This is a genomic window from Nostoc sp. (assembly GCF_036917515.1).
Lineage (GTDB): Bacteria > Cyanobacteriota > Cyanobacteriia > Cyanobacteriales > Nostocaceae > Nostoc.
Genome location: NZ_JBALDE010000025.1, coordinates 12,150 through 30,958, shown reverse-complemented (window position 1 = coordinate 30,958; position 18,809 = coordinate 12,150). Strand labels below are relative to the sequence as shown.

Annotated in this window: 20 protein-coding genes and 3 pseudogenes; 16 read left to right on the top strand and 7 right to left on the bottom strand. The window is 41.1% G+C overall.

From position 1 onward, the window contains the following. The first annotated feature begins 17 nt into the window (after positions 1-17). The 9 genes and pseudogenes from V7K89_RS03025 (at position 18) to V7K89_RS02985 (ending at position 4,540) form a co-directional block, all read left to right on the top strand. Entirely contained in the window at positions 18-938 is a 921-nt protein-coding gene (locus V7K89_RS03025; RefSeq protein ID WP_335184268.1) for a histone deacetylase family protein, read from the top strand. Between the two features lie 41 nt (positions 939-979). Continuing rightward, a complete protein-coding gene (locus V7K89_RS03020) occupies positions 980-1,189 on the top strand; it encodes a hypothetical protein (protein WP_335184267.1) in 210 nt (69 codons plus the stop codon). A gap of 6 nt (positions 1,190-1,195) precedes the next feature. After that, positions 1,196-1,378 carry an ATP-binding protein gene (locus V7K89_RS03015; RefSeq protein WP_335184396.1) on the top strand — a complete coding sequence of 61 codons (183 nt, stop codon included), beginning with the start codon at positions 1,196-1,198 and terminating at the stop codon, positions 1,376-1,378. 231 nt (positions 1,379-1,609) lie between these two features. Continuing rightward, entirely contained in the window at positions 1,610-1,747 is a 138-nt protein-coding gene (locus V7K89_RS03010) for a hypothetical protein (RefSeq protein WP_180277588.1), read from the top strand. Positions 1,748-1,924: 177 nt separating this feature from the next. Next, entirely contained in the window at positions 1,925-2,389 is a 465-nt protein-coding gene (locus tag V7K89_RS03005; RefSeq protein ID WP_335184266.1) for a tellurite resistance TerB family protein, read from the top strand. Positions 2,390-2,643: 254 nt separating this feature from the next. Then, positions 2,644-3,999, top strand: a complete 1,356-nt coding sequence (locus V7K89_RS03000; RefSeq protein WP_335184265.1) for a UDP-N-acetylmuramoyl-tripeptide--D-alanyl-D-alanine ligase — start codon at positions 2,644-2,646, stop codon at positions 3,997-3,999. Then, a complete protein-coding gene (locus V7K89_RS02995) occupies positions 3,996-4,331 on the top strand; it encodes a GNAT family N-acetyltransferase (protein ID WP_335184264.1) in 336 nt (111 codons plus the stop codon). The genes V7K89_RS03000 and V7K89_RS02995 overlap by 4 nt, the downstream gene beginning before the upstream one ends. After that, positions 4,331-4,381 (top strand): annotated as a pseudogene (locus tag V7K89_RS02990) (hypothetical protein); the annotation flags it as partial. The gene V7K89_RS02995 and the pseudogene V7K89_RS02990, both read left to right, overlap by 1 nt. 39 nt (positions 4,382-4,420) lie before the next feature. Then, positions 4,421-4,540 (top strand): GNAT family N-acetyltransferase, encoded by a 120-nt coding sequence (locus V7K89_RS02985; RefSeq protein WP_335184263.1) that lies wholly within the window; start codon positions 4,421-4,423, stop codon positions 4,538-4,540. Between the two features lie 44 nt (positions 4,541-4,584). Here the strand turns inward: V7K89_RS02985 and V7K89_RS02980 are convergent, their stop codons facing one another. After that, on the bottom strand, positions 4,585-4,914 hold the full coding sequence (locus V7K89_RS02980; RefSeq protein ID WP_335184262.1) for a hypothetical protein: 330 nt from the start codon (positions 4,912-4,914) through the stop codon (positions 4,585-4,587). 204 nt (positions 4,915-5,118) lie between these two features. Continuing rightward, positions 5,119-5,520 carry a fasciclin domain-containing protein gene (locus tag V7K89_RS02975; RefSeq protein ID WP_335184261.1) on the bottom strand — a complete coding sequence of 134 codons (402 nt, stop codon included), beginning with the start codon at positions 5,518-5,520 and terminating at the stop codon, positions 5,119-5,121. 168 nt (positions 5,521-5,688) lie between these two features. On the opposite strand from V7K89_RS02975, the pseudogene V7K89_RS02970 reads away from it, so the two are divergent. Next, positions 5,689-6,622: pseudogene (locus tag V7K89_RS02970) on the top strand (putative 2-dehydropantoate 2-reductase). 48 nt (positions 6,623-6,670) lie between these two features. Here the strand turns inward: V7K89_RS02970 and V7K89_RS02965 are convergent. Further along, positions 6,671-6,898 (bottom strand): hypothetical protein, encoded by a 228-nt coding sequence (locus V7K89_RS02965; RefSeq protein ID WP_335184260.1) that lies wholly within the window; start codon positions 6,896-6,898, stop codon positions 6,671-6,673. A 745-nt stretch (positions 6,899-7,643) separates the two neighbouring features. Here V7K89_RS02965 and V7K89_RS02960 point away from each other — a divergent pair. The 3 genes from V7K89_RS02960 (at position 7,644) to V7K89_RS02950 (ending at position 11,669) form a co-directional block, all read left to right on the top strand. After that, positions 7,644-10,004 carry a tetratricopeptide repeat protein gene (locus tag V7K89_RS02960; RefSeq protein WP_335184259.1) on the top strand — a complete coding sequence of 787 codons (2,361 nt, stop codon included), beginning with the start codon at positions 7,644-7,646 and terminating at the stop codon, positions 10,002-10,004. A gap of 174 nt (positions 10,005-10,178) precedes the next feature. Next, positions 10,179-10,721 (top strand): Uma2 family endonuclease, encoded by a 543-nt coding sequence (locus V7K89_RS02955; RefSeq protein ID WP_335184258.1) that lies wholly within the window; start codon positions 10,179-10,181, stop codon positions 10,719-10,721. 201 nt (positions 10,722-10,922) lie between these two features. Next, positions 10,923-11,669 carry a DUF561 domain-containing protein gene (locus tag V7K89_RS02950; RefSeq protein WP_335184257.1) on the top strand — a complete coding sequence of 249 codons (747 nt, stop codon included), beginning with the start codon at positions 10,923-10,925 and terminating at the stop codon, positions 11,667-11,669. Between the two features lie 136 nt (positions 11,670-11,805). Here V7K89_RS02950 and V7K89_RS02945 read toward each other — a convergent pair whose 3' ends face one another. After that, positions 11,806-12,954 (bottom strand): DegT/DnrJ/EryC1/StrS family aminotransferase, encoded by a 1,149-nt coding sequence (locus V7K89_RS02945; RefSeq protein ID WP_335184256.1) that lies wholly within the window; start codon positions 12,952-12,954, stop codon positions 11,806-11,808. A 328-nt stretch (positions 12,955-13,282) separates the two neighbouring features. Between V7K89_RS02945 and V7K89_RS02940 the strand changes: the two genes are divergently transcribed. The 3 genes from V7K89_RS02940 (at position 13,283) to V7K89_RS02930 (ending at position 14,897) form a co-directional block, all read left to right on the top strand. Continuing rightward, positions 13,283-14,059, top strand: a complete 777-nt coding sequence (locus tag V7K89_RS02940; RefSeq protein WP_335184255.1) for an ABC transporter permease — start codon at positions 13,283-13,285, stop codon at positions 14,057-14,059. 115 nt (positions 14,060-14,174) lie between these two features. Then, positions 14,175-14,318, top strand: a complete 144-nt coding sequence (locus V7K89_RS02935; RefSeq protein WP_335184254.1) for a hypothetical protein — start codon at positions 14,175-14,177, stop codon at positions 14,316-14,318. A gap of 360 nt (positions 14,319-14,678) precedes the next feature. Continuing rightward, positions 14,679-14,897 carry a hypothetical protein gene (locus V7K89_RS02930; RefSeq protein WP_335184394.1) on the top strand — a complete coding sequence of 73 codons (219 nt, stop codon included), beginning with the start codon at positions 14,679-14,681 and terminating at the stop codon, positions 14,895-14,897. 159 nt (positions 14,898-15,056) lie between these two features. Here V7K89_RS02930 and V7K89_RS02925 read toward each other — a convergent pair. From V7K89_RS02925 to V7K89_RS02915, 3 genes and pseudogenes are all read right to left on the bottom strand, one after another. Next, a pseudogene (locus V7K89_RS02925) lies at positions 15,057-15,695 on the bottom strand (Uma2 family endonuclease). 348 nt (positions 15,696-16,043) lie between these two features. Beyond that, the gene (ftsH3, locus tag V7K89_RS02920) at positions 16,044-17,885 is read right to left on the bottom strand and encodes an ATP-dependent zinc metalloprotease FtsH3 (protein ID WP_335184253.1); all 1,842 of its coding nucleotides are present in this window, start codon (positions 17,883-17,885) and stop codon (positions 16,044-16,046) included. Between the two features lie 113 nt (positions 17,886-17,998). Then, the gene (locus tag V7K89_RS02915; RefSeq protein WP_335184252.1) at positions 17,999-18,793 is read right to left on the bottom strand and encodes an aminotransferase class IV; all 795 of its coding nucleotides are present in this window, start codon (positions 18,791-18,793) and stop codon (positions 17,999-18,001) included. Between the last annotated feature and the right edge of the window lie 16 nt (positions 18,794-18,809).

Genomic DNA, 18,809 nt, shown 5'->3' with positions numbered 1-18,809 from the left:
CCGACCTTTTTCGTCCTATGCTGCCAGTCATTTATTCCGAGGAATTTTTAGATCACAAGACTGGAAAATACCATCCCGAAAAACCAGAACGTTTGAGTGCGATCGCCAATGCCCTAAAAGCAGCTACATTTGCAGAGCAAATTACCTGGCGATCGCCTACACCAGCATCAGAACAGCCATCACTGATGTCTTCGTTGGTTAGAGCACATAGCCCAGCCTACATCAAAAAACTGTGGCAAATCGCTTCTAGTGGCGGCGGCCCTTTGGATGGAGATACGCTAGTTTCCCCGCGCAGTTATGATGTGGCATTGTTGGCAGTGAGTGCATGGTTAGATGGAGTTGAGGTTGTGTTGGAGTCGGCTAATCCAGCTTTTGTACTAGCGCGTCCCCCAGGACACCACGCTGAAAGTGATGCAGGGATGGGCTTTTGTCTATTTTCTAATGCCGCCATCGCTGCTTTATTTGCTCTAGAACAACCTGGAATTAACCGTGTCGCCATCCTTGATTGGGATGTGCATCATGGTAATGGTACTCAGGCGATCGTTGAAACTGAAGCACGTATCGCCTACTGTTCCCTACATCAGTACCCATGCTATCCCGGTACTGGAAGATCGACGGAACGCGGCTTTCATAATAATGTATTAAATTTACCAGTACGCCCTGGTAGTGATATTGCTGTATATCAGCCACTATTTGAAAAACAAGTTGTACCGTTTTTAGCTAACTTTCAGGCAGATTTGCTGATTGTGAGTGCTGGTTATGATGGCAATGCCGCAGATCCTTTAGCAAGTATCAATTTGCAGCCAGAAGACTACGCTTTATTTACTGATTATTGTCTGGGGATAACTCGTAAAATTCTGTTTGGCTTAGAAGGTGGTTATGACTTTGATACTCTTTCTCAATCAGTTATAGCGACGATTGAACACTGTTTACTTTAAGCTTGTCTTGTTTATCCCATTTCACAAAATACCCGATATAGATGCCTATGATCGCAGTTACCAAGGGTAATAGCCTCAATCCTCTGCGAAGATTTGGGAACACTGAATACAGACGCAGTTATAGCCGACATACAGTTATGAAAATTTTTCACAAACTGGTTGCAAGCTTTGTTGGTGTTTCCTTATTAACGAGTGTAGTTAGTGCAGTTGCGCTCGCCGACAATGGTTATGCGATACCAGAAATAGTATGATCGCGCATTTTTGATCCTTTTTTCACCACAAAACCCATCGGCAAAGATACTGGTATGGGCTTATCCATCAGCTACAAAATAGTCATGGAAAAACATCATGGCAAGATATGGTGTGATTCTACACTAAGAGAGGGCAGCAAATTTGTGATTGAAATACCAGTTCATCAATCTGAACCAATACCGAGTTGAGACTTTAGGGAAGCAGAGGAAGAAGAACTATTGATTATTGACCAATGCCCAATGCTCCATGCCCTTTTTATAAACTTCATAGAATCTTCAAAAAGAAAAATTTTCAGCAGGGTTCTGAAAGAGCTAAAGTTTTGTTAAGATGCAATTGCTAGCAGTTTCTCAGCGGAATTTACCTGTCGGGGTGTGGAGAAATAAAAAGCACAAGCAGCACAAATTTCAAAAGGTGAAGCAATGACCACCTATATTTTTTTCGATGAAGCCCTACAAATGCTGACCAATGCCTATTTGATATCAGTAGTACTGTTAATGGCAGCTTCTGGTATAGGTTTGGCAGTAATTGAGACAATAGAAAAGACAGGAGAACGCTAAGTTTACAGATGGCAGTGTAGTTCCTGCCAAAAACCTTTGGATACAAGTGTTCGCCGTGAATAAATCCTGGGAACACTAAAGGATGAAAGTCTTATAGCGTTATAGTTTTACCTGTAAATCTACCAAACATACAGGTAACAGTAACGCTATTGGGACTCTAACCAAGGAGCTACTACAATGGGTCTATTCGACGCTGTGTTGGGTACAGAAAGCCAAACCCAAGCAGCACTCAATCCAGCGGAAGCTTTTGCTGTCATTATATTGACGGCAACGGCTTCAGACGGTTATCTTTCTGTTGAGCAAGCAAATTCTATCATTTCTGTGCTATCTCGGATGAAACTTTTTAAAAGTTATCCCAATGAAATGATGAACAGGCTGTTTGACAAAATTTTGGGCATTCTTCAGAGTGATGACTTTAATGCTTTATTTAATGCAGCAAAAGATTCTCTATCTCAAGACTTACGGGAAGCAGCCTTTGCTGCAGCCACTGATTTAGTCCTAGCTGAAAATATTATACCTGAAGAAGGTATTATACCTGAAGAAGAAAAAAACTTCTTAAATGATTTATATCAAGCTTTAGGGGTTTCGCGTGAGATAGCAATACAAATTATAGAAGTAGTCTTGATTAAAAATCGCGCATAGGATAATCGAACATAACTTGTTATGCCCATTGTCCTTAGCTGATTATAACTGTATAAGTAGCTTATAAACAAAGCGTGGCACGGAAGTTGAGCTTCTTTGCCACTATTTTTTGCTGTTCTTTGATTATTTCTTTGCAATAATTCAATATCGTTTAGAGATATTGCATTACAACGTCTCTATTAAATTATCTCATTTCAACAATATTATGTCATAATTCGATTTTATGATTTTGAACTTTAAATTGTAAATTGTTTATGCATTGTTCTGCCACCCTAACCCAACTGGTTGAAGTTATTTTTGCCCATTCTGTAAACTTATCTGAAACTGCTTTAACACAAGTAACTAGCGGTATCCAAACGGATAGCCGTACCTTGAAGCCGGGTGAAGTATTTGTCGCTTTCCGAGGCGATAAGTTTGATGGACATGAATTTGTGCCAGCTGCGATCGCAAAGGGTGCAATAGCTGCAATCGTAGATTTTGAATACAAAAATCCGGGATTCCCTGTATTACAGGTAAAAGATACTCTCAAGGCATATCAAAAACTTGGTAGATGGTGGCGCGATCACTTTAATATTCCTGTAATTGGTGTAACTGGTTCAGTGGGTAAAACTACAACCAAAGAATTGATCGCCGCAGTTTTGGGAACAAAGGGACGAGTTCACAAAACTTATGGAAATTACAATAACGAAATTGGTGTCCCGAAAACTCTCCTAGAACTTGGCGCCGAAAATGACTATGCCGTAATTGAAATGGCAATGCGGGGTAGGGGACAAATTGCCGAACTGACGCAAATAGCACATCCAACAATTGGAGTGATTACCAATGTGGGGACGGCACATATTGAGTTACTGGGTTCCGAAAAAGCGATCGCTGAAGCAAAATGTGAGTTGTTAGCCGAAATGCCTGCTGATAGTGTGGCAATTCTCAACCATGACAATCCTTTATTAATGGCCACAGCAGCGAAAGTTTGGCACGGAAAAGTTTTGACTTACGGCTTTTCTGGTGGGGATATTCAAGGGCAGTTAATTGATAACGATACTATGGAAGTAGCAGGAATCCAACTACCTCTACCTTTACTAGGTCGTCATAATGCCACTAATTTCTTGGCAGCTTTAGCGGTGGCAAAGGTGTTAGGGATCGATTGGGCATCCTTAAAAGCAGGTGTAATGGTGGATATGCCCACAGGGCGATCGCAGCGATTTACCTTACCCAATGATGTGGTAATCTTAGATGAAACTTATAATGCTGCACCAGAAGCTATGATTGCAGCGTTGCAATTATTGGCAGACACACCTGGAAAGCGAAAAATTGCCGTATTGGGTGCAATGAAAGAATTGGGAGAGCGATCGCAGCAGTTGCACCAGCGAGTGGGAGAAACAGTGCAAAAGTTGAATTTAGACAGCTTGTTGGTTTTGGTAGATGGACAAGATACCAAAGCGATCGCTCTTAGTGCCAAGGGTATCCCATCGGAGTGCTTTGCAACTCATGCCGAGTTGGTGGCTAGGTTGAAGACATTTGTGCAAGCAGGCGATCGTCTATTATTCAAGGCCGCCCATTCTGTAGCACTGGATCGGGTAGTCAATCAGTTACGTGCAGAATTTACCAAATGATACCACTAGAAACCCAACGTCTCATACTGCGAGACTTTGTAGAATCAGATTGGCCAGCAGTTCATCAATATGCTGCTGATGCTGAAGTTGTGCATTACTTGACTTTTGGCCCTAATACTGAAGAAGATAGCAAAAACTTTTTGCAAAGAGAGATTTTATTGCAAGGTGAAGAACCTCGTCAGCATTTTGCCTTGGCAGTAACTTTAAAATCCCGAAAGCAATTGATTGGTATCTGTCGCATATCCGTTCAGGATACTGTTAATAAAATGGCTCTATTGGATACTCTTTTGCTAAGGAATTCTGGGGACAAGGATATGCAACTGAAGCTTTAAAAGCAGTTGTATCATTTGGTTTTCAGGAGTTAGGCTTACATCGCATCTTTGCCACTTGTCATCCAGAAAACATTGCCTCCGCACGAGTTATGCAAAAAATTGGAATGCAACGAGAAGGATATTTGCGAGAACACCATTGGATTAAGGGAGAATGGCGAGACTCTTGGCTATATGCCATCCTTGAGCATGAATGGAGAGGCGTCAAATGATGGATGATTTTCGGAAAATATTACCTATAGACGCCCGATAGACTTCAGTTGGAAAGACTAGGACTGTTACTGTAGCGTCTTTGAAAAAGAATTGCTGCGAAATTAGTCACTAAACAGGTGATTGCTAGCCACATCAAGATATAAGTAGGAACCATCACCACGCCAATCATGAACCAAGTATATACGTGCAATATCATTACAGAAGCGAAAAAGCCGGCAATTCCAGCAGATTGCCACACTTGATACGATGGGCGACGTAAGGCTACTAGGCTCATCGTTAAAATTGTGACAATCAAGTTTGCTGGTACAAGAAACGCACAAATACTTATACAGTTGCCACGAGAGAACTCTATTAAGGTGTTAAAATCGAGCATTAATTTTCCTGGGATAGATGTTGGCTTTTTAAGAACTTATATTTATTTTAAAATAACTAAATTTACATTAACAGATGAGTGAGTAATCACATTGCAAACATAACATAAATTAAAATATTGAATTGCGTTTTGATACTACTCAATAGTTAGTTAATTATAAAGATTTTGGATAATGTAGGGTGGAAAACACCCACCCTAGCTGAATTAACCCGGTAAAATCACTGTATCGATAACGTGTACCATACCATTGTCAGCTTCAATATCTGCTGCTAAAACTGTGGCATTTTTTACTTCAAAACCATCAGAAGAATCAATTTTAATCGGTGAACCTTCTACAGAATTAACCGTACCGAGTTGTGCCAAATCAGTTTGTAGCAGCTTTCCTGGAACGACATGATACTTTAAAATCCGCGTTAGCTGGGGAATGTTTTGTAACAGAGTTTGGATAGTTCCCGCTGGTAACTTGGCAAAAGCATCGTCATTTGGTGCAAAGACAGTGAATGGCCCAGGACTTTTTAATGTTTCTACTAAACCAGCAGCCTGCACAGCCGCCACCAGTGTTTTAAACGACTCAGACGTAACTGCAATATCAACAATGTCAGCCATATATTTTACCTAAATCTCTGCAAAAGATTTTAAAGGATAATAAACCTATTTTAAGTTTTATTAAACAAAATAAATTTAAAATTAGGTGTTGAATAAACTATACCTAGACGCGTACTCCCGTCAGACATCACCTTATGATCTTTCTAGGAAAATTCCGTTATAGAAAAAATGTCCGATCGCACGTATGCCATTCTGGGAACTGGAGCATTAGGTGGATTCTATGGCGCTAGACTGCAAAAAGCTGGGTTGGATGTCCACTTTTTGCTCAAGAGTGATTATTAACAGGTAAAGAAATATGGTTTAGTGGTATCCAAAGACGGTGACTTTAACCTTCCCAAAGTCCACGCCTACAACGACGTAGAAAAAATGCCACAATGCGACGTAGTGGTAGTGGCACTGAAGACGATGCAAAACCATTTACTACCAAAGATGTTGCCACCTGTAGTTAAATGACAATGGGGTGGTGTTGGTATTACAGAATGGACTTGGTGTAGAAGAGGCAGTTGCTAAAATTGTTAGTAATGTAACTGTTATCGGTGGATTATGCTTTTTATGTTCTAACAAAGTGGGGCCAGGGCATATACACCACCTAGACTACGGGGAAATTACCTTCAGTGAATATACTCCTAATTATTAGCCTAGTGGGACAACTCAGAGGATGCAGCAAATTACTGATGACTTTGAAAGCACTGGTATTTTAATTGAATTAGCTGAAGATTTACTACTAGCACGTTGGAAAAAGTTGGTGTGGAATATCCCGTACAATGGGCTTTCTGTGATTCTCAACGCTAGAACAGATGAATTAATGGCGCATGAGTACACTAGCAAGTTAGTTGAACAGTTGATGTATGAAGTAGCGGTGGGGGCGAAAAGTTATGGGCGGATTATTAGCGATCGCTTCATTCAAACAATGCTCGATTATACTGTCAAAATGACACCTTACCGCCCCAGTATGAAAATTGACTACGACGAACACTGTCCCTTGGAGATAGAAGCAATTTTTGGCAACCCATTACGGAAAGCCCAAGCAGCAGGTGTGAATTTAGTGCAGATTAGCTGTTTATACCACCAGTTGAAGTTTTTAGATGCTAAGGGAAGATAAGAGAGGCAATTATTAATCCTAACTTTTAACTTGCCACTCCCCCAATTTTTAACGTAAGGATTCAAAAATGATTGCTGTTGTCATTAAACACAACAGGATAATTCCCAGTGGAAACAAAAACTGTTGTAAAAGGTACAGCAATATAGGTATCATTTGTAAGATACCCAAACCACTAGATAAAACGTAAGCGATCGCAATGCCAAACAGTACCAACAAAAAATATTTCAAGGATTTAGAGGCAAAACGAAATAAAAGCGTATCCTGATTTGTGTCCATAGTTGTACTCGCGAAATTAGTTAAATTTTTATTGGTGAATATTCTTTTTTATTATCTCAATTCTCTTTAAAAACAAGGCTATAGAGAATCAACAGTATTCGTTTTACAATTGGATAATTGCCTTGTTGGTTGAATGATTCAAAGACTGTTGCAGCTTTTGTAGATTGTTTTGCTTTTCATAATTAACTAATAGTTGGAATGAAATAAACAAGCTCAATAACAGGAGTAAAAACGAGCCGAATCTTGAAGAATACTTATTTATTCCTCGCTCAATACCACATTTGAGGCAGACATATCTATTAGGATTATGTGTATCTTGGGCAAAAGGGCACTGATTCTGATTGCAATCATGATGACAATCTTTGTTTAACATCATTGAACCTCCTGTAAAGTGAAGATTTACACACTTAGTTGTAAATACGCTCTACAGAATCTAGTTAGTTAATACCCACTGCCTGTTTAGTAAACACCACTTTTATAAGTAATTAATATGGAACAGTAATATCTGTGATTTACTAAGCTTGCAGTAGTAGCGCTCTCTAAATCTCTCCTCAACCACCTTTTATTGGCGCTTAACTTAACTTTGCCTGTATTACTTACAAGAGTAATACAACTTCAAACGCTGTGCAGTCAGATAAAGTAAGTTTCCTACTGAGTAGGAAAAAGTATTTTGTAGTATGGCGGGTAGGAAGAAGTAGTAAAAATATCGTTATAATGAATTACAAATGATACATCAAGTTCGCAAATGGGTGCAGAAGAAGCCTTAGAGTTTGTAGATAACTTGGTTTTTCTCAAGACGGGAGAACACTTAGATAAAACTCAAAGGATTATCTTGCGTCATTTGTGGGAGGATGAAAGGCGGACTTACCAAGATATTGCCAACAGGCGTGGTTATACAGAAGCGCATTTAAAATCAGTTGGCGCAGAACTTTGGCATTTACTATCAAAAGTGCTGGGAGTGAAAGTCTCCAAATCTACCTTCCAAGGTGTGGTTCAGGGATTTAGAACAACCCAACAGTCGGCAAAAACAAGTCATATTCCCAATTTAGAGGGCAATGACACCAAACCTCAGGATTTAGATTCTAACTTTGTAGGGCGCGATCGCCAAATAGCCGAACTCCACACCTTAGTCAGTCAGGGAGAAAAAGTTATTCTCATCCAAGGTGAAGGTGGTGTTGGCAAAACCAGATTAGCACGCAAATATTTTAAAAGTCAAAAATTTAATTTTGTACTAGAACTGTGGATGGCCACAGAAATTCAAAATCTTACTCCTGTAGAGAGTGTGGTTGAAGAATGGCTACGGCGATACTTTAACGAAGAACCAGCAGGTGACTTTGGTATTAGCTTAGAACGACTACGGCGCAAACTCCGAGAACAAACTTCTAAAATTGGGGTATTTATTGATAATCTAGAAACTGCTCTCGATAAAAATGGCAAGTTCCTAGAAGATCGTCGCCCTTATGTTGAGTTATTGAGAGTATTAGCAGATTCGGATGTACATTCAGTTACTTTAGTAACAAGTCGTGAGCGTTTGCGGGAGTCTAGTGTAGAGGTTCATCTCTATCCACTCGAAGGTTTAAATGATCAAGCATGGCGACAGTTTTTCAGCCGTCACCATATTATCAATTGTGATTCTACTATTCTCAGTGAAATGTGCAGAGCTTATGGAGGCAATGCCAAAGCAATGCAAATTCTGCGAGGAGCAATATTGACAGATTTTTCTGGTGATATACACGCCTATTGGCAGGAAAACTGTACATATTTATTAATAGAAAGAGAGTTAAAAGATTTAGTTGCCAGTCAATTTACCCGTCTCCAAGCGAATGACTTAGAAGCCTATCGCCTCTTGTGTCGTTTAGGATGCTATCGTTATCAAGATATTACTTCCGTGCCGATTGAAGGAGTTTTATGTTTGCTTTGGGATGTACCAGAACAACAACGTAGACGGGTGATTAAAGCTCTACAAGATTTGTTCTTAATAGAAGCAAAAAAAGGACAATATTGGCTGCATCCGGTAATTCGTGATGAAGCAATTAGTCGGTTAAGATTAGTCAGTGAAGAATGGGAATTAGTAAACCGAAAAGCTGCAGAATTTTGGATGCAGAGAGTTGCAGCTATCAAAAATATTACAGATGCTTTAACTGCTTTAGAAGCTTATTATCACTATGTAGAAATTAGTGATTTTGAGCAAGCAGGCGATGTAATTTTACAAGGAAGAGGTAACAAGTGGGGTGCAGGACTACCTTTAGGTTCTTCCTTTTACCAGTTGGGGCTGCTCCAGAAAAATTTCTCCGTAATTAAGCGAATAATAGATGATGTAAAATGCCAAAAAAGATTGATTAAACTTTACATTATTCTTGGATATACATATCGAATTATCGGTTGCGTTAGAGAAGCTATAGAGTGCTATGATAAATCAGGAGAAATATTAGAAGAGTTAGATGAAAAGTTAACGAAAATCTCTATTCTATTTAATACAGGACTTTGCAAGCTTGAATTATGGGAAATAGAAGCGGCCGAAGATTGTTTTAATTCTGTTTGCAACCTTACTGAAAAAAATAGTAATCTTGATGATTACATGGCATACTCTCAATGCTGTTTGGCTTTAATAAAATCATTCTCTGGTAGCAGAGAAGATGCTTTTCATCTTGCTGAACAGGCCTTTTATGCTATGTCATCATCAACTAGAGTAACTTTATGGGGAATCGGACATAGTCTAGTGAGTCTCTGCTTAACTTATAAGAATTTAGGTAATCTTAAAAAATCCTTTGAGTTTTGCCAACGAGCTATATTTCATGCTGAAGAAAACAACTTTACCCAAATCAAAGCTAAAGCTATAAGTTCTCTAGCTGAACTTTTTCGAGAACAGGGAGAATTTATTAGAGCAATTTTTAATCATTCAGAAGCAATAAAAATTCTTAATAAAATTGGTGCTAAATCAGACCTAGCTGAGGCTTATTATCAGTTGGCATTGACTAATAAAAAAATGGGTGAAATTGAGCAGAGTAGGGAAAGTTTTTTGAAGGCGATCGCACTTTTTAACGAAATGCAAGCACCCAGGCAAGTTGAGAAAGTACAAACAGCAATGGAGTGTTTTGAAAAATAAGCAATAATATTCGATTTTACTGCTTATTCCTGTTTTTTCACGATACAGCAGAACATAGGAAGTCTTTGGAGTGACAGGTTTGGCGATGACTGGAAAATTCATCGGGCGATCGCTCCTAGAGAGGTCTGTTGTCTCCATAATATAGATACAGGGCGTGTGATAATTAGAGGTTTTATGTCCCTAACGCTTGAAGACTTGGAAAAACTGCAGCAACAGCATCCTGACTATCGCATGGAATTAGTTAAGGGTAATATTATTGTCATGAGTCCATCAGGATACGAATCAGATGAGGTCGCAGCCGCGATGATTGCCAAGTTACATAACTGGGTTAGACCGCGCAAACTGGGACGAACAGCAGCTTCTAGCGCTGGTTTCAGGTTGCCTAATTCTGATTTACGCGCCCCGGACGCCTCATTTGTTTTAGCCGAACGCTTGCGTCGCAGTCCCAAGTCTTTTGCTCAATTGGCTCCTGATTTGACTGTAGAGGTGAAGTCCCCTAGCGATAATTTAGAGGATCTGAGAGCTAAAATTCAAGAATTTCTGAGTTTGGGAACTACGGTAGGAATTTTGCTCAATCCAGATGAGCGGATTGTTGAAGTTTACAACTTTGGACAAGAGCCAATAATACTTCGTGATGGCGATATTTTAACAGTTCCCGAACTGCTCCCAGGATGGGAAGTACCAATTGCAGATTTGTGGCCTCTAGAGTTTGATTAGGATAGTGGTAAAAGACCCTACAGACTTAGATAGATAGAACTAGAAGTTTATGCGATCGCTTTCAGTACAGATGGCAAAACTTTGATTAGGGGCGATCAGGATAAAATTATCAATATTTGGCAACTCCCATAGTGATTTAGTCTCTCATCAACTGAGGGACGGTAGAATATACCTAATTTTCTTAGCTTCAAAAGCCAAACTATGACGATGCATTCCACACTCCAACGTGCATTTACTAACCGCCGCGTTCTAAAAGTGATTAGCGGCTTGAATAACTTCGACGCCTCTAATGTTGCTGCTACTGTCAAAGCTGCTGATTTTGGCGGTGCTACTTTTGTTGATATTGCCGCCGATCCAGCTTTAGTCCAGCTAGCTAAAAGTTTGACAGAATTACCTGTTTGTGTATCCGCAATAGAGCCAGATAAATTTCTGCAAGCAGTGGCAGCTGGTGCTGACTTAATTGAAATTGGGAATTTTGATTCCTTCTATACTCAAGGGCGCCGCTTTGAGGCTGTGGAAGTACTAGCGCTGACTAAGCAAACCCGCGCTCTTCTCCCAGAAATCACCCTATCTGTCACCGTTCCCCACATCCTGGAACTAGATCAACAAGTACAGTTAGCAGAAGAACTGGTGAAAGCTGGAGCAGATATTATCCAAACCGAAGGCGGTACTAGCAGTAACCCAGTTCACCCCGGAACTTTAGGATTAATTGAAAAAGCTGCTCCCACCTTGGCAGCAGCTTTTGAGATTTCGCGTGTGGTGTCAGTGCCAGTATTGTGTGCATCAGGCATTTCTAGCGTTACTGCACCGTTAGCGATCGCCGCTGGTGCTGCTGGTGTTGGTGTTGGTTCCGCCATCAACCAACTCAATAGCGAAGTCGCAATGATTGCTGCTGTGCGCGGCTTAGTAGAAGTCTTAGCGACTGCAAGAGTGCTGACTGATAAGTAGGGCATTGGGAAGAGACTTGGGGACAAGGAGAATTGGGGACAAGGGGAAGGGAAAGACTTATTGCAAGTTCTAACTTTAGATCACCTTGTCACCTTGTCCCCTTATCCCCCCTTGCCTCCCCTGCTCTCCAGTCCCCTCACCCCAAACAATCCTTCAACGCATAAATCACCTGGTCTTGCTGCTGTTGTGTCAGTTCTGGGAACATAGGCAAGGATATAACCTCATGGCAAGCTTGCTCTGCTATTGGTAAGTCCCCAATTTTATAGCCCAGACTTTGATAAACTGGCTGCAAATGTAAAGGATGGGGGTAGTAAATCATTGAACTCACGCCCTGTTCTTGCAATTGACTACGCACCCAATCTCGATATTTGGCGCTAGAACCATTGCGCCCTTCGCCGGATATGCGAATAGTGTATTGATTCCATACCCCAATACCCCCAGGTAATTCTTGGGGTGGGACAATCCCCGGAATTTGGCTAAGGTACTGGTAGTAATAATTGGCGATATCTCGGCGGCGATCGTTCCAAATATCTAAATAACGTAGCTTAATCTGCAAAATAGCTGCTTGGAGAGCATCCAAGCGGCTATTTACACCGATTTCTTCGTGTAAATATCGAATCTTACTACCATGATCTCGTAGTATTCGCAGTTTAGTGGCGATCGCTGGGTCATTAGTCGTTATTGCTCCACCATCGCCGCAACCACCAAGATTTTTGGTAGGGTAGAAACTAAAGCAACCAATATGTCCAATACTTCCTACTTTTTCATCAGCCCAAATTGCCCCTGTAGACTGAGCGCAATCTTCAATGATTGACAAATTGTGAGACTGAGCGATCGCCATTAATGATGTCATATCCACAGGTTGTCCAAATAGGTGAACCGGGATAATCGCTTTAGTGTTGGGTGTAATCGCCGCTGCGACTTGCTCTATATCTAAATTAAACGTAGTCGTGTCAATATCAACGAAAACAGGCTTTGCACCCACGGCGCTAATCACTTCAGATGTCGCAATAAAGGTAAAAGGCGTTGTAATCACTTCATCGCCTGCACCAACGTCCAAGACTCGTAACGCTAAGTAGAGCGCATCAGTACCAGAATTACAAGCCACACATTCAGTAACAGTATTATAAGCGGCAAACTGTTGTTCAAAGCCTTCGACTAAGGGGCCGCCGATATAGCGACCAGAAGCCAAAACCTCTAAGACAGCTACACTTACTTCTGCTTCGATGCTGGTGTATTGCTGCTTGATATCAAAGGCAGGGATGGGATTTACACTTTGGATCATGAGTTCTCATTTTATCGGGAGATACAAAGGATGCACTTCGAGAGTCAATTTTTTGCTGATTGAATTATTAATCAAAGAGGAGCTACTAAAAGACTATCGCCCAAGATACGCATCTATTAGGGTTTTTACTTAAATTGTGGTGCGGTAAACCACTGCACATTTAATTTACAGATAGTAGGCATACTAGGTGTTTGCCATGTTAAGGTCGTACCATTTGGAATTTTGAATTGATGAAAGTGATATATATCAACCAAGATCCAACATATCTGGTCAAAGTTCCTCTTGTGTGGGCTGCTTTGAGAATAAAATACCAGGAGATAGAGAACCCATGCAGAATCTGATCGAGCTGGATTTCGGGGATTTAGCTATTGGTGTGGGATTGATGGCGATCGCCATTGGTTTATCTGCTTGGGAAAAATTAGGATTAGAGTTGAACCTAGCCCTTGCTACTGGAAGAACCATCTTACAACTTCTTGTCTTGGGATACATTTTAGATTTCATCTTGGCTTTAGACAATGTTTGGGCAGTTTTAGCGCTATTAGCAATAATGCTGACAATTACGGCGATTGTCGCACGAAATCGCATTACTCCAAAAATTCCTCATCTGTTGCCTTTGGTGTGGGGTGCAATTTTAATTAGTACTGCGGTGACAGTGTTTTACATCAACTTCTTGATCGTTCAACCAGAAAGATGGTACGAACCACAGTATATAATTCCCCTAGCAGGGATAGTCTTGGGTAATGCTACCAATGCAGCTGCGATCGCAGGCGATCGTCTTGTCAGCACGATTAATTCCAGCCATCTCGAAATAGAAACCCATTTAAGCTTAGGTGCAACTCCAGAGCAAGCAGTTAGCCAGTATCGCAAAGACGCCATTAAAGCCGGATTGATTCCTACTCTCAATCAAATGATACTCATAGGTATGATCGCAATACCAGGAATTACCACCGGACAGTTATTAGCTGGTGTCAAACCTCTAGATGCTGTATCCTATGAAATTTTAATTATGTTCATGGTTGCTTTTGCTAACTTGTTGACAACAGTTTTAGTCACGAAGGGGTTGTGTCGTCAATTTTTTAATTCTGCTGCGCAGTTGGTCAGATGAAGAGTGCTGTTAGCAGTATCAGGGCGTTGAGCAGTGCTGAGTAGAGTAAAGGGATTAATCTACTCCAGAATAAGTATTTCATTTCCTTGTAGGGACGCATAGCTAGCTGTCATACATGTCAACTTCAGCTAAAACTTCTTTAAAACCTCGTTTACAGCCTCTGGCTGGAAATGCTACTCCTAGCGGTGCTGCGAGTTTAAGAAGCGGAGTGCTAAAAACTGCTTCTCAACTGGCTTTCACGTTAAATCGACACCAATGATAGCTATCTCTACACAAATGAAATATGAAAATATTTTGGAAACGCATCTATCCCATGAAGTATTTTATACAAAGCATAAATAAATATTTATATGGTTATTTAAAAATAATGTAATCTCGGTATTCAAACCCGATGCTATAAAGCTGAAAACTCAACGCATTGCCGTTTATCGGAGGTAACAGAATAAAAAAAGAATGTCATGATTATGAAATCTACCTTTGTGTACTGAAGTCAAGTGACTGAAATATTTATTAATATTATTAATAGAAGTGTAAATTCAGCGTCAGGAGTCAGAAAAAATTTCCAATGGCAGGTATTTCACACCAATCACTAGATTTTTCACCAACCGAACAGAAGATTATGAAAGATCAAAAACGATCGGACTCTAAAGAATTCGTCGGAAATCTCAAGAATGGGATTTGGCTATTTGGCCTCTCATCCTGGGTATTTGGCATTACCGATCGCAGTATCGCTTCATTTGCAGACGGCTATCTATCTGCTTTGGATTTGACGCAACTATTTACAGCAGCTACGTTCTTTATGGCGTGGCTATTTTTGAAACCGACATCCAGAGTTTAAGTTGAGTATTCAGTCATTGTTTAGGCTAGTCTGATTGAGATTTAGAAAGTTATCTATTTGATCGCTATAAGGGGTGTGCCACAGAATCCATAGATTTTTTTGCATTGATTGCAATCAAGGTAATTCGTAAAATCTCCGAATTACCCTAATTTCTAGTTTTCACAAGAGAGAATCAGGATCGACACCAAGTTCGCGCAACTTTTGTGCCAGCATTTGGGCACGTTCTTCCGGCGTTTGTAAACGTCGTTCTTGCTCGTTATACCAGTAAAGCCACTCTCGCGTGATCCCGTGATATATTCCTCGTTCTATGCCAATTCCCAAACCTACCTCTGGTAGCCAAACAGGATTTCCACAGAGTAATTGATACTCGTTATTGACTAATTTATAGACCTCTAAGTGTTGCTTGCGGCGGCGAGTAGGATTATAAACGACATAGTACAAGACTTTGAGCTTTGCGTACTCGTTTTTCTTAGTAGTGTATTCTCCGCGATAAGTCTGAGATACTACTTCCAGTACCAATATAGGAACTTTTTCTTCTTCCCAAATTGCATAACTTAAACGGAGGTTTTCATCAAAAAATCGTTCGACTCCCAGGCTTAAAAATCCATCCGGCACAATCGCTGGTAGATTGGGGTCATAGTAAATAGCCATATCAGCCCCGAAAAACCAGTCCATTCGATCTGCTCATGCCATCGCCAGTACGTTTTTAAGTAAACTAAGAATCAAATCTTGTAGTTCATTATCCACAAGGATATCGTCAGAGTCGGGCAAGCAAGCTAATGGATTGTACTCTAACATGATGGGTTTGGGGATTTTTTACAATCCAGACTTCTTAGATTGTATCTTTTGCCTTGTAAAGTCAAAGTTATAGCTGCTTTGATTTTGGTGTATCTAAAAAAATTTTTCTAATTTTCCGGAATTGATTATGTTCAGGTGGTAGTCTCTATCAGATTAGCGATTTATACTGAAACTCTATAACGAACCTCTGGGGAATATAACCCGATTACGGATTAAAAGCCCGGTCTTCATGGCCGGGCTTTTGCCAAGAAATAAAAAAATTGGGGTAACTCTGGAAAATCCCAGAATTACCCCGAATTTTTAAAAGTTACGAGCTAAAAATTGTTTTCACTCATCACTTCTGATTAATTAGGCAAATGCAGCGGTTGTCACATCGTTATTCGAGAGAATTTCTTGCAACTCTTCAGCGTCTACTGTTTCTTTATCAACTAACATTTGCGCTAGCTGATCTAGAATGTGGCGGTTGCTCACTAACACTTCTTTAGCGCGTGTATAGGCTACATCTACAAGTTTGCGGACTTCTTCATCAATGGCGGCGGCGGTTTCTTCAGAAAAATCACGCTCTGACATGATATCGCGTCCGAGGAACATATTACCTTGTTGACGACCAAGGGCAACAGGGCCTAAGCGATCGCTCATCCCAAATCGGGTAATCATCTGACGCGCAACCCGGGCTACCTGTTGTAAGTCATTAGAAGCACCAGTGGTAACTTCTTCTTCACCAAAGATTAATTCTTCAGCAAGCCGACCACCCAAAGCCACAGCCATCTGATTTTCCAGATAAGCGCGGCTGTATAAACCAGTGTCCATCCGGTCTTCACTAGGAGTAAACCAAGTTAAACCACCTGCGCGACCGCGAGGGATAATGCTAATTTTTTGTACTGGGTCATAGTCTGGCATCAAAGCACCAACTAAAGCGTGACCCGCTTCGTGATATGCCACCAAGGTTTTGCGCTTTTCGCTCATTACCCGGTCTTTCTTCTCTGGCCCAGCTAATACGCGATCGATCGCGTCATTGATTTCGTCCATCGAAATTTCAGTCAAATTCCGGCGTGCTGCCAGAATTGCGGCTTCATTCAACAGATTGGATAAATCAGCGCCAGTAAATCCAGGGGTACGACGGGCAATTTTATCCAAATCTACATCTTTCGCCAAGGTCTTGCCACGGGCGTGAACCTTGAGGATTTCGCTGCGTCCGGCATAGTCGGGACGGTCTACCACAACTTGACGGTCAAAGCGACCAGGACGCAATAGGGCTGCATCTAGGACATCAGGACGGTTGGTAGCAGCAATAATGATGATACCTGTGTTACCTTCAAAGCCGTCCATTTCTGTGAGCAACTGGTTGAGGGTTTGTTCCCGCTCATCGTTACCACCACCTAAACCTGCACCCCGTTGACGACCTACAGCGTCAATTTCATCGATGAAGACGATACAAGGAGCGTTGGTCTTAGCTTGTTCAAATAAATCGCGGACGCGGGATGCACCCACACCTACGAACATTTCCACAAATTCTGAACCGGAGATCGAGAAGAAGGGTACACCAGCTTCACCAGCTACCGCACGAGCTAGGAGGGTTTTACCTGTACCAGGAGGGCCAACTAACAACACACCTTTAGGAATTTTTGCACCAACAGCAGTAAAGCGATCGGCGTTTTTCAGAAAGTCTACGACTTCATTTAATTCCAACTTGGCTTGGTCAATACCAGCGACATCGCCAAATGTCACCTGGGTTTGTGGTTCCATTTGCACTCTGGCTTTGGATTTGCCAAAGTTCATCGCTTGGCTACCTGGGCCACTTTGAGCGCGACGTAGCAGGAAGAATAAGCCAACCAAAAGCAATACAGGGAAAAATAAGCTGCTCAGTGCCTTAAACCAAAATCCTTCGTCAGTTTGTGGCAAAACAGAAATATCAACGCCTTTAGTAGTCAGAGTATTAATCAAATCTGGATCGTTGACTAAAGTAACAATCCGTTTAGCTGGGTCATATTTGGGTGTTACCAGTGCTGTAGAGCGATCTGCACTCAAACTGACTTTTTCAACTCTGCCTTGCTGAACTTCTTGAATAAAGCGACTATATCGCCATGTCTCTCTGCTTTGGGGTTGTTTGTCAAAAAATGCTGTTCCCAGCGCAATGACGACAATAAACAGCAGCGCGTACAGCCCTGCATTTCTCCATCTTTTATTCACTAAGGTCTATCCTCCGGTATTTTTCGCACCATCGCCTAGCATCTGCGATCGCAAAGGTGATTATTAAGAATTATGTTAACTTATCTTAAGATATAACAAATTTGGCGTGAATGTCATGCTAAAAAAAGCTCCCTTATTAGCTGAAAACTATCATGGTAGGGATTATATTCTAGCGACCCTGAAGGCAGATGAACTGTATGAATGGGAATAATTTCTACCACACTATTAGTGTAGGCGATCGCTTCAAATCTCTTGACTAACTCGACGCTCCAAGTTTCTTCTCGCACTGGCTGCTGGTGATTTTGCAACCAGTTTACAAGTTGCAATCTCATAATTCCCGGTAAAATTCCGGCCTTTATTGGTGGCGTGTACCAAGTGCGATCGCACCATCCCCAAAGGCTGCCTGTACTGGTTTCTAACCAATTTCCTTGAGGATCGATTAATATTGCTTCTTGGGCATCTAAGCTAGTTTTTGCCAACCAAGCACTCAAATAGTTTCCAGTTTTATGAGAGGGGAGAGAGCGAGAAAATTCAGGACTAGCAACGGCACACACAACACCAGTATTTTGTTTTTCTGTTAAATCTTGCGGTAAGAATCTACCAGTTATCCATTCCCGTCCATCGGGAAAAAGGGTAATTCTGAGAACAGGGAAGTGTAGGAGAAGAGTTTGAGCGCCTTGACGCAGACGATTCCAATCGGGTTGCTGCCACCCAAAAGTTTGTAGCGAGAAAAGTAGGCGATCGCAATGTGCTTGCCAATTAGTTAAATTACTATCTAAGGAGTTCTGATAAACCCGCAATGTGGTAAAAACAGTTGCCCCATAAAGTAAACCTGGATCGTTAATGTTTAATTCTATGGTTTGAGAGTGAATTAATTTGCCGTCATACCAAAAAATATTATTTGTCACAACCAAATTGCTTATC